Source organism: Melittangium boletus DSM 14713 (assembly GCF_002305855.1).
GTDB lineage: Bacteria > Myxococcota > Myxococcia > Myxococcales > Myxococcaceae > Cystobacter > Cystobacter boletus.
The window spans coordinates 1,842,982-1,854,887 of the sequence record NZ_CP022163.1 but is presented as its reverse complement, the minus strand read 5'-3'; the positions used below and the strand labels follow the sequence as shown (position 1 = coordinate 1,854,887).

The following is an 11,906-nucleotide window of genomic DNA, read 5'->3' as shown; positions in this document are numbered from 1 at the left end:
TCCTCCGGAGCACGGTCCCTCAAGCGGACCGTGCTCCGGCCAGGATCCTCTCCGCTCACCGGGCCGCGCTCACGGGACCTGCTCGAACGACCACTGGCTGCTGGCGTTGGCGGCGGGGACGTTGTCCTTGTACTGCGCGTAGCCGAGCTTGTCCTCGATGTGGACGTAGGCGTTGGGCTGCCAGCGGTTACGGAATCGCTTGTAACCCTGGACGTCTTCCAGGGTCCATTGGCCGCTGGCGTAGTAATCCGGGACGCGTCCGTACTGCACCCAGCCCTTCAGCCCCTCGAGGTGCAACACATCGCCGCTCCAGCGGTTGACGAACCGCGTGTATCCGCCGTCCGTGACCATGTACCAGTGGCTGCTCCAGTTGCCGGCGGGCGCGGCGCCGTACTGGACCTTTCCGTCCCGGTCCAGGTTCTCGATGTGCAGGAAGTCGCCGGTCCAGCGGTTCTTGATGCGGTAGTAGGTGGGCGAGACCGGCGCCGGACTCGAGTTCGCGACCGCCAGCGAGATGGAGTCGAGGTTCACGTTCCCCGAGTCACTCGCGTCGTACTGGTAGCTGATGATGTTGTCGCCGGCGGCGAGGTTGAGCGTCTCCGCCCGCTCCGCCCAGGTGTCCCAGTTCGCCAGGGAGGCGAGCGAGGTCTGCACGGCCTTGCCGCCGTTGGCGTAGACGCTCAGCGTCTTCGCGCTCCCCGTCGCATTGGCGTACCGCAGCGAGACGGCGTAGTTCCCGGCCGTCGGCACGCGGACATGGAACCGGGTGGTGGTGCCCTGTTTCTGGTACCCGTCCACGAACCCGGAGCCGGAGAAGTTGACGTGGTCCTTGTTGATCGAACCGCTCCCCTGGAGGATGGCCTCCTCGGCCTCATAGACGGTCCGGTCCGGGGCCGCGTTGCCGGTGGCGAGGATGCTCCTGGCGGAGCCGGCGGACACCTTGACGTAGGTGACGTCGCCGTAGACGTCGGTGCCGGTCGCCCAGCCCTCACCCGAGGCGCTCTCGAGCGCGGCCTTGCCGTTGTAGCGGGTGGACGCCTGGCCGTTCACGGTGACCGCGGCGGCCGCCTTCCCGTGGAGCTTGGCGACGTAGTACTGGAGCGACGGGGGCGTGTAGTTTCCGGTCCTGGCGCCGATGTCGAAGCGGATACCGCTCGCTCCGTTGTCCTGGGCGGTCATGGCCTGCTTGAAGTAGGCGCTCCCCTCGTACTGGAACGTATCCCCGTCGTCGTCGTAGTAGGTGAACCGGCTCTGGGCGGCGTCGGGGAAGACCTCCAGGTAGACCTTTCGGATGGCCCGCTCACCGATCCAGTTCTGGCTCTCCTGCATGGGGATGATGGCGCCCTTGCGGATGAACAGGGGCAGGTCCTCCCACGTGCTGGTGTTCAGGGGGTAGCGGATCCACTGCGGCCCCACGTAGGCCGTGCCACGGGTGAAGTCGTACCAGGTGCCGGCCGGGAGGTAGAGGGTCTTCGTGCTCTGGCCCTCCTCGACGACCGGGGACGCCAGCAGGTAGTCGCCGAACATCCACGACTCGAAGGTGTTGCGGACGTTGGTGTCGCCCAGGAACTCGTAGAAGAGCGGCCACACGAGGCCGAGGCCGGTCTCATAGGCGTTGCGCTCGTACGCGTAGATGTAGGGCAGCAGCCGGTAGCGCAGGTACAGGGCGTTCTTGGAGGCGGCCTCGGCGATCGGACCGTACACCCACGGCTGGCGCTGCTGGTTGAGGTAGCCGTGCACCCGGTGCACCGGCACCATGGCGGAGAACTGCATGTAGCGCGCGTAGTTCTCGTGGGTCGGCGTGCCGTTGTGGGCGCCGGTGTCCATGCCCCACTTCACGGCGCCGGCGTTGACCGAGGCGAGCAGCCGCTCGCGCTGCTCGGCCATGGTCTTCCAGCCGATGTATTTCCCCGCGCTGTCGAAGTTCCAGGTGTCCCCGGACCAGAGCGCGTAGCCGTAGCGCTGTGAGCCCAGGAACTGGTTGCGGTTGATGGACCAGACGCGCTTGCCGCTGTAGGCGCGCTGCCACTCGTAGGCGCCCCGCTGCATGTTCAGGAACTGGAAGTTGTCATCCCAGAACGCCAGGTTGTCGGCCTCGTCGTTCCACCACGCCACGATTCCGGCGTCATACGAGTCCTTGAAGTGACTCCAGAACCAGTTGCGGCAGTCCGCGAGGGCGAAGTTCACGTCCTTGCACTGGCGGCCGGAGAAGTAGTCGACGTAGTCATCGCCCTGGAACTTGAAGAAGCACCCGTGGTCGAGGGCCCACTGCGCCGCGGCCGTCGTCCCACCGCTGGAGTTCTTCATGAGGATGCGGGGCTTGGTGATTCCGCCCAGCTTGATGCCCTGCGCGGCCATGCTGGCCGCGAAGCCACCGGAGGCGCCGTCCGGAAACTTGGCGACCTGGCTGTAGTTGCCGGGCCCGTTGACGCTGTTCCAGCGCCACTCGCCGTAGTTGTCCTCGCCCCAGGCCTTCCAGTCGAAATCGAAGATGAACGAGTCGATGGGGATGGCCTTGCTTCGGTAGGTGTTGATGATGTTCGTGACCTCGGCCTTGTCCGACCCCCACTCGGTATTGATGAAGCCCATGGCCCACTTGGGGAACATGGGGGGCCTGCCGCTGATCTCGGTCATGGCCCGCATGAAGGCCTTGGGCTCGCCGACGATGAAGTAGAGGTCGACGTCCTTCTTGGACGTGTTGCTGAACTCGAGGCGGCTCGAGTCGATGAGGAAGTCGCCCCCCGCCGAGTCGAACAAGAGGCCGTACTTGAGGGTGAAGGCGTAGGGCGCGCCCGCGTGTCCCTGCTCGCTGGCCGTCACGTGGCCGCCGGAATCGCGCCGCAGGCCCGCGTCCGAGTTGGCCAGGACGTGATAGCCGCCGATGCCGTAGAAGGGCTCGTCGGCGGCGTGGTTGAAATTCACGCCGTTGCCGTAGAAGCCCTCGGCGGCCTGCTCACTGACCAGCACGTTTCCGGCGGTGTCGGAGATGGAGACCCGGCACGGGGTGCGCGTGATCTTCACCACCATCTTGCTCGTGGTGAGGGTGATCGGATCGGAACTCGCGTTCACGGAGACGCCGGTCCCGACGGCCCAGGTCTTGGCCGGATCCACGACCAGCGTCTTGGGGCTGGACGCGCCGCCCGGCAGGAAGTCGATCCAGGCGATCTCCGGCTTCACCATCCGGACCTTGAGCTGGTCTCCGCTGCTCATGGAGAGGGTGACGGAGTCCGCGGTGGACGTGACGCCGGTCACGTTCCTCGCGCTGGGCGCGAGCGAGTTCGGCGTCCAGAGCTGCGCGTTGGTGCCGTTGCAGGTGAAGAGCTGGACGTCGGTGACCGTGTCCCTCGGGGCGATGCCCCCCGCGACGTCCAGGCACTTGTTGCTCAGCGGGCTGACGAACCGGACCTTGCCGTTGCCGCCATCTTCGATCCGGAACTTCTGGGCGTTGGTGCCGTTACAAGGGAAGAGCTGGATGGGGGTCCGGTCGGCGGTCCCGGCATTGTCGATGTCCACGCACCTGTTGGTCCCGGTGTTGACGAGGCGCACGAGGCCGTCGCCCTGGTTCTCCACCCAGAACTTCTGGGGCTCGCCGCCGGTGCAGTTCCAGACCTGGATGTTGGTCTTGGGGTCGGGGCTGCCCTTGTCCACATCCAGACACATGCTGGAGTCGGCGTTCGTACCGAAGGTGTAGGGGCCCGCGCCGCCGGAGAGGGCAAGGCTTGATCGGGTTCGCCCGGTGGTGGCCCGACCGCCATCCTGAACCGGGAGGGACTCCGCGTCATCCCGTGCCCCTCCGCATCCAACCACCGCGATGAGCGCAAGCAGCCTGGTGAGCCGTTGTTCTGGTTTGGGTTTCCTCATCTCGTGCCCCTCCTTCAGTCTTTCCAATTCAGGAGCGTCCCCTGTATACCAGGGAAAAGCGGAAAATCTATTGAAAACAGATGCTTATGCTTTACATCCCCCCGGGTCCACCTGTGCGACAGGGGAATCGCGGCGCGGCTGCGCATAGGCGGGATAGGGATTGGGCAACCCGGGAGGATGAACATGTCTCTGGGCTTCCACTGGAAGAATGAGGATCCTGGTATAGCCTGCGCGTTTCCCGACAACGTCGTCCCAACGAGGAGTTCCGTCCATGTGGTTGCTTCGCGAGAGAAGAATGGCGGGTCTGGCGGTCGCTGGATTGCTCGTCAGTTGCAAGGGCTCCGTGCCGCCCCCGCCGATCGACGAGCCCGATGTCCCGGGGGTGGACGAGCCTATCCCGGTGGATCCCACTCCGGTGGATCCCACCCCATTCGTCAATCCCTTCATCGGCACCCAGAACTTCGGCAATACCTTTCCCGGCGCGAGCGCGCCTTTCGGAATGGTGCAGGTCAGCCCGGATACGGGCGGACAGGGCGGATACGACTACCAGCAGGATTCCATCTACGGGTTCAGCCAGACGCACCTGTCCGGTGTCGGCTGCGGGGTCATGGGTGAATTGCCCATCATGCCCACGACCGGCACTGTCGAGACCGTCGACGTCAATGGCTACAAGTCGAAGTACTCGCATGACGACGAGGAGGCCACGCCCGGGTACTACCGCGTCGGCCTCTCCCGCTACGGCATCAAGGCCGAGCTCACGGCCACCGAGCGGACCGGCTGGCTGCGCTTCACCTTCCCGGCCACGGCCGCCGCGAATGTCCTGTTCAACACCGGGAAGGCCAACCAGGCGGTTCAAGACTCGGAAATCCACGTCGTCGGGGACCGAACCCTCGAGGGCCGGGTCAAGGCCGGTGGCTTCTGCGCCGGGCGTGACCAGCATACGGTGTACTTCACGGCCACGTTCGACCGGCCCTTCGCGTCCCACGGCACCTGGCGCGGCTCCACCCCGACACCCGGCTCGCGGGATGCGGCCGGTCCCGGGGGCAACGGGGCCTGGGTGACGTTCGACACGGCCACGGATCACGACGTCACGGTGAAGGTCGGGCTGTCCTATACCGGGCTCGACGGTGCCAGGCGGAATCTCACCCAGGAGACGGGCGAGTCCTTCGATTTCGATGCCACGAGGACCCGGCTGCATGACGCGTGGGTCGACAAGCTCGGAGCCATCCAGATCGGCGGAGGTTCCCGCGACCGGCGGGTCGCCTTCTATACCGCGCTGTACCATGCGCAGTTGCACCCAAACCTGGCCGGCGACGTGGACGGCCGGTACGTCGGTTTCGACAACCAGGTGCACAGCGCGAGCGGCTACACGCCGTACCAGAACTTCTCGTTGTGGGACACGTACCGCCCCCAGAATCAGTTGCTGGAGCTGCTCGAACCCCAGGTCGCCCGGGACGTCGCGCTGTCGATCCTCTCCATTGGCCGGGATGGAGGTTGGCTGCCGCGTTGGGCGCTCGCCAACAGCGAGACCAACATCATGACCGGGGATCCGGTCACGCCCTTCCTTGTCGAGGCCTGGGCCCGGGGGCTCCTCGAGGGCCATGAACAAGAGGCCTACGCGCTGCTGCGGAAGAACGCGCTCAGCACTCCGCCCGCCGATTCGCCCTACAACGGTCGCTCGGGCGTCGAGTACTACAACGCCCGCGGCTACCTCCCGTCGGGTCTGAAGCTGGGCGTCGACTGCGCGCACAAGGGCGGTGACAATGACTGCGTGCACCCGGCGTCGGCGACGCTCGAATACTCGGCGGCCGACGCGGCGCTCGCGTTGATGGCGCGGGGGCTCGGGCACGAGGACGATGCACGGATGTTCGCCGAGCGCGGACAGTGGTACCGCAACCTGTGGGACGCCTCCATCGGCCAGTTCCGTCCGCGCACGGTCGACGGCACGTGGATGACGCCGTACGATCCGGTGGAGGCCTCCCACCAGTTCCACGAGGGAGGGGCCTATCAATATCAGTGGCTGGTGCCGCAGGACCCCGCCGGGCTGGTCGCGCTCATGGGCGGTGAGCGCGCGACCGAGCAGCGGCTGGATGCCTTCTTCGCCTATGACAAGCTGCTCGCCGATCCCGCGGGAACCGCCCGCGGTGACTGGATCACCCAGCCCTACGACTACTACGGCAAGCCCACGTACAACCCGAACAACGAGCCCGACCTGCTCGCGCCCTACATGTACCTGTGGGCGGGAGCGCCCGCGAAGACGGCCACGGTCGTGCGCGCGGCGATGACGTTGTTCACCACGGGGCCGGACGGAATGACGGGCAACGACGACCTGGGCACGATGTCGGCGTGGTACGTGTTCTCCTCGCTCGGACTGTACCCGACGATGAGTGGCGCCGACTTCCTCGCGTTGTCCAGCCCCCAATTCGAGTCCGCCGTGGTCCGCATCGGGCCCTTCGGCACCCGTCAGGGCGGCACGCTGAACATCACGGCGCCCGGCGCCAGCGACACCCGACGGTACATCCAGCGCGTGACGCTCGACGGGCGGGATGTCCCACGCACCTCCTTGGATTGGAACGAGCTCGTGCGGGGCGGCACCCTGGCGCATACGCTCGGCGCCGAGCCCTCGAGCTGGGGAACCCCGAGCACCGCGAGGCCACCATCGGTCAATCAGGCGGAGGGGGACTCCCGCGCTCACGTCGACGCGTCCGTGCGGCCTTCCTCGGCGGTCATCGCGGCGAGCAACGCGGCACAGACGGTCGAGCTGGCCTTGGACGTGCTCGGCCAGGCGCCTGTGGGGCTGGACGTCTCCGTGACGCCGACCGTACCCGCCGGCTGGTCCGCCACGTCGTCCTCGTTCAGGCTGTCATCCCAGCGTCTGCCCGTGCAGTGGACGGGGTCCCTCGCCATCACCGTGCCCGCGAACACTCCCCTGGGCGTGTATCCGATCCAGGTGGCCGTCTCGGCGGATGGCGCGAACACCGTGACTCGAAACGTGTCCATCGCGGTACGACCGGCGGGGAGCTGCCTGCTCGACATTCCCGAGCCATGCGCCGTGGATCTGACGCACGAGCGCAACCATGACGGTACCGCGACGGTCGCGCAATCGGGAGAGGGCAACTTCGACGGCGGGGGCTGGAGCTTCGACGGAGACCTGCTCCCCGTGGCCGGACCCATCACCTGGTCAGGCGTGACGTATTCGGCACCCGATCCGAGCGGGAGCGTGAACAACTTCGTGGAGGCTCGCGGTCAGGGAATCCTTCTTCCGCGGGGCAATTACCAGACGCTTCACCTGATCTCCGTGTCGCACCATGGTCCCGTGACGACGGCGATCAGCGTGCGGTATTCGGATGGCAACCAGACGAACATCTCGGTCACGGCGGGAGACTGGGCGGGAAGCACGCCGTCCGGCACCACCGTGGTGCTCGACATGCCGCATCGGATCAAGGCCGGGAGCGGCGTGGACGGGCCTCCGGTGCGGTTGTTCGGCCAGGCACTCGCACTCGACCCGGCGAAGCAGGTGCACTCCATGACCCTGCCGAACGACGCGCGGTTCGCGGTGTACGCGGTCTCGCTCAGCGAACCCAAGTAAAGCGCACCCCGTGTCGAAGGGCCCGGAATCGAAAGGTTCCGGGCCCTTTCTCTTTCCATACCCACTTGGCTTTCCCTGCGTCGCGGAGCTCGTCTCCAGAAGGGAGCGCGGCCAGGGCCGACGTGTACCCCAAGGGCCACTACACGCCGGGCCTCTTCGAGCGGGCGCCCAATGACGAGATCGCGGTGATCGACGCCCTGGGCACCAACCGCGTGTTGCTGCGCTGAGCTTGATGGCGGCACATGCGTCGTGCTGTACTGGGGGCGCGGCCGGGGCGAGGAAGTGAGCACACGACATGGGTGATGTCGAGTACCGGGTCAAGTCAGGAGATACCCTGGAAGCCATCGCCCGGCGCCATTCCGTGTCCGTCGAAGCCATTGCTCGGCTCAATGGACTCAGCGATGTGAATCGCATCCATGCGGGCCTAGTCCTGAAGATTCCTAGGGCAAGCGCCAAGCCCGGTGTTTCACCCCCCTCAGAGGTGAGATACCGGGTTCTCGCGGGCGAGACGTTGGAGCAGATCGCGCGTCGCCACAACGTCACGGTCGAGGCGATACGCCAAGCCAACCACATCGAGGACATTCATCGCATCTCGATTGGTCACCGATTGATCATCCCGGCGGTCCCATCGTCCGGACCCAAACCGGCTCCGGCCCAGGCGAGCGCATCGAGCAGCCCGCGCAAGAATGAGTCGCCCACCGCCACGATCCAAGACGTCTGGGAGATCACCCGGGACGATGGCACCTTCCTGTTCTGCCTACGACCCAGGCCGGGTGAGGCACGGAAGCGGCGGCTGACGGTCAAGGCACTCTACGCCGAGGGCATCCAGTGGTTCGAACCCCTGGCGGACAACTACCGGGAGCTGCTCCTGGTGGATGCCAACTGTCAGATCACGGGGACGAAGGCCTACTACGCCTTCAAGCACTTCACCTGGAAGCAAATTGTCGACTTCGCGACTGTCGACCGGTGGTCCATCTCCTTTGCCTCGGGCAACGCGGGGGATTGGAAGGCGAGCGCTCAGGGGGCGGCGGGCTATCTGATCGTCAATATCGATGGAACGCCTTACTGGGCGGACGCCATTGGTCAGATTCCCTTTGCCGTGGACACCTTCAAGGACTACGTGGAGGACTTGGGCGACGTGGACAAGGCCATCGCGCAAACCATTCAAACAGGAATGGAGTACGGGGATGGCTCACTCATCGGGGCAACCGAGGACCATTCCAACGCCTACGACAACTTCATGATCCTTCGTGGCGCCTTGTGGGCGGCGCAGAATCACACCGTGGTCAAGAAGGTGTCCAAGGGCTGGCGTGGCGAGAGCACGTCGATCACCGTGACGTACACGCCCAAGGATCAGAGTGCCTTGATGTCGCCCATCTCGGTCGCCGACTTGAAGAAGTATGGGTCCTGGGTGAAGCGCAAATGAGCCGCCTCCCGCTCCGGTTGGGGCTCCATCTGCTGGCGACGGGCGCATTCATGCTCCTGCTACCGGTGGTGCATTGGCTCCACGTGAAAGTGTTCGGCCGCGCGCCATCCCGAGGTGTATCGGTGGGAGTCGCGCTCCAGTGGGTGGTGCTGGCCCACCTGGTGGGCAACCTGATCGCGGCCCTGCTCCCCGGGCGTCTCCTCAAGGGCTTGGGGCTCGTCCTGTTCATCGCCGCCGCGCTCTTCTTGCTCCTTCCGCAACATCCAGTCCGGGCGGCGGTCTTGATTCCCCTGGGCGCGGCGCTCATCGGGGTCGCCCTCGTTCTTGGCCGGGCCCTTGAGCGCCCCCTGCACTGACGGAAAAGACGAAGGGTGAGGGGAGCCGTACCGGCCCATCCCTTGCCCTTGAAGTCACTTCACGACCGCGGCGGGATTACTCCTCCGCGCGCTCCTCGCGCTTGCGGTCGCGCTCGGCGCGGTAGCGCTCGCCCGCGGCCAGCGCCTTCTTGCGCATGCGCACGGACTTGGGCGTCACCTCCACCAACCGATGATCATGCTCCCCAAGAGGGAGAGGCGGAGGCGAGCGAGGAGCCCAGGCCGCAGCGAGGCAGGAAAGGCGCAAGGAGAGGACAGCGCGAGATTTCGCTTTTGCTTGATTTGCTCGTTTTACTAGAATGAAAGGGATGGTCCATTCCTACTGGGAGTAGAGAACATGAGGCACACAAAGCGACTGCTCACCGCGCTGCTGGCATCCACGGTGGTGGCCGGCTGCGACGGAGCGGGTGAGACGGACATGGCCCCGGCCGCGGCGGTCCGCGCGGACAAGGTCCAGTCCTGGGTCTCGCTGCGGCTGAACACCTACCACTCGTTTGGCGTGACGACGCCGAACTACACCAACCGCGTCCTGAGGCATTACGAGAGCCTGGCGCGCACGGACGTCATCGGCGCCTCCGAGGCGGACGCGAGCTTTCGCGTGGTGCCGGGCCTGGCCGACGCCAGCTGCTACTCGCTCCAGTCCAAGAACTATCCGGACCGCTACCTGCGGCACTCCGCCTCGCGCATCCGCATCGACCCACGCGACAACACCCGGCTGTTCGATGAGGACGCCACGTGGTGTACGCGGCCGGGCCTGTCGGGACAGGGCGTGAGCCTGGAGTCGTTCAACCTGCCCGGCCGCTACATGCGGCACGTGAACGCGGAGGTCTGGCTCGCGCAGAAGGGCGGCTCGCTGCCCAGCGATACGGCCACCAGCTTCGAGGCGGACGCGAGCTGGAACGCCGTCACCCAGGCCAACAGCGACTTCAAGGCCTGGGCCGACGAGACACTCAACAAGATCGAGCAGGACTTCCGCAAGCCCGGCAGCAACCTCTACTACGAGAACACGGACCGTCAGGGCACGGCGTTCCACTGGCCCGCGGGCGTCCAACTCCACGCCTTGATCGCCGGCGGAAGGATCGCGCAGGCCGAGGCCTTCGCCAACGAGATGCACACGGCCTACTGGTGCAACACCAAGAGCCGCTGGGGCTACAACGCCTCGGCCTACTCCTGCGGCGACCGCTACTTCGACGACAACGCCTGGGTGGCCAAGGGCCTGATGGAGCTGTTCTTGAAGACCAACAACGCCACGTACCTGAACCGGGCCAAGGAGACTCTGGCGTTCAGCATGAGCGGCGAGAACACCGCGGGCGGGAGCATCCGCTGGCGTGAAGGCGACACGAGCGGCACCTGCCTGTGCGCCACGGCGCCCACCACGGTGGCCAACCTGATGCTCTACCGGGCCACCGGCACCCAGCAGTACCTGAACGACGGCCTGCGGCTGTACAACTGGGTGAAGGCCAACCAGTTCGGCTACGGCCCGGGCTACCGCGGCTACGAGAACGCCGTGATGACCCAGGCGGCCCTGCTGCTGTTCAAGATCACGGGCAACTACACCTACCTGGATGACGCGCGCCACCTCGGCTTCGCCATGGAGACGACGTACATCGACTGGCAGACCCACGCGCTCAAGGAGACCGGGCAGTGGGGCGGCCACGACATGACCAACGCCTACGTGGACCTCTACGAGGTGACCGGGGACATCAACTGGCTGAACATCGCCACGGGCTACCTGCAGTTCGTGCGCGACAACGGCAAGGACGCCAACGGCCGCTACCCCGAGACCTGGAGCGACGTGGGCAAGGCGGGCGCCCCCGGCCTGCTGTACCAGGCCTCCGCCGCCCGCGCCTTCGCCCGCATGAGCAACACCCGCGGCGGCACGCCCAAGAAGCGCGACCCCGTCGCCGTCTTCAAGGATTGCAACTACACCGGCACCTGGGGCGGGGGCCTGTGGATCGGCCGCTACACGCTGGCCGACATGAAGTTCCGCGGCATCCCGGGCAAGGACATCTCCTCGGTGCGCGTGCAGCCCGGCTACAAGGTGACCTTCTACGAGAACGACAACTTCACGGGCGCCTCGCTCGTGAAGACCGCGGATGACGGGTGCCTCGTCGGCGCGGGCTGGAACGACCGGGTCAACTCCCTGGTGGTGGAGGCCGTCTCGCCCACCGTGGTCATCCACAATGACTGCAACTTCACCAGCCCGGGCATCAACCTCCCCGTGGGCAGCTACAACGAGGAGAACCTGCGCGCCCTGGGTTTCAGCCCGGATGTCATCTCCTCCATCCAGGTCGCCGACGGGTACGAGGCCGTGCTCTACGACGGCGGTTACTTCGACCAGACGTCCCTCACCACCGGCACCAACAGCTGTCTGGTCGGCGCGGGCTGGAACGATAAGGCCGCCTCGCTCATCGTCCGCAAGAAGTAGTCAAGGACACGGGGACCCTCCGCGGGGGAGGTCCCCGCCTCCACGGGTGCACGGCCTGGTACAACGGGGCCGGCGGTTCCTCGCCGGGCCATCCGGTGTGGCGCTCTACCTGTCCGGTGGCGCCTTCGCGGGATTCGCGCCGTTGCCGATGGCCCGACTGAACACGCTGTTGACACGTCATCTGCCCTCGTTGACGTGTCAGCCTTCGTGTCAGGCTTGGCTCTCGGG

Annotated in this window: 5 protein-coding genes; 4 read left to right on the top strand and 1 reads right to left on the bottom strand. The window is 66.1% G+C overall.

What is annotated here, in order from left to right:
• Positions 1-69: 69 nt before the first annotated feature.
• Entirely contained in the window at positions 70-3,861 is a 3,792-nt protein-coding gene (locus MEBOL_RS07795; protein WP_095976825.1) for a TIM-barrel domain-containing protein, read from the bottom strand.
• 271 nt (positions 3,862-4,132) lie between these two features.
• Here MEBOL_RS07795 and MEBOL_RS07790 point away from each other — a divergent pair, with 271 nt between their 5' ends.
• The 4 genes from MEBOL_RS07790 (at position 4,133) to MEBOL_RS07775 (ending at position 11,678) form a co-directional block, all read left to right on the top strand.
• Entirely contained in the window at positions 4,133-7,450 is a 3,318-nt protein-coding gene (locus tag MEBOL_RS07790; protein WP_095976824.1) for a GH92 family glycosyl hydrolase, read from the top strand.
• A 295-nt stretch (positions 7,451-7,745) separates the two neighbouring features.
• The gene (locus MEBOL_RS07785; RefSeq protein ID WP_095976823.1) at positions 7,746-8,876 is read left to right on the top strand and encodes a LysM peptidoglycan-binding domain-containing protein; all 1,131 of its coding nucleotides are present in this window, start codon (positions 7,746-7,748) and stop codon (positions 8,874-8,876) included.
• Positions 8,873-9,232 (top strand): hypothetical protein, encoded by a 360-nt coding sequence (locus MEBOL_RS07780; RefSeq protein ID WP_095976822.1) that lies wholly within the window; start codon positions 8,873-8,875, stop codon positions 9,230-9,232. The genes MEBOL_RS07785 and MEBOL_RS07780 overlap by 4 nt, the downstream gene beginning before the upstream one ends.
• A 355-nt stretch (positions 9,233-9,587) precedes the next feature.
• Positions 9,588-11,678 (top strand): AbfB domain-containing protein, encoded by a 2,091-nt coding sequence (locus MEBOL_RS07775; RefSeq protein ID WP_095976821.1) that lies wholly within the window; start codon positions 9,588-9,590, stop codon positions 11,676-11,678.
• Positions 11,679-11,906: the final 228 nt, after the last annotated feature.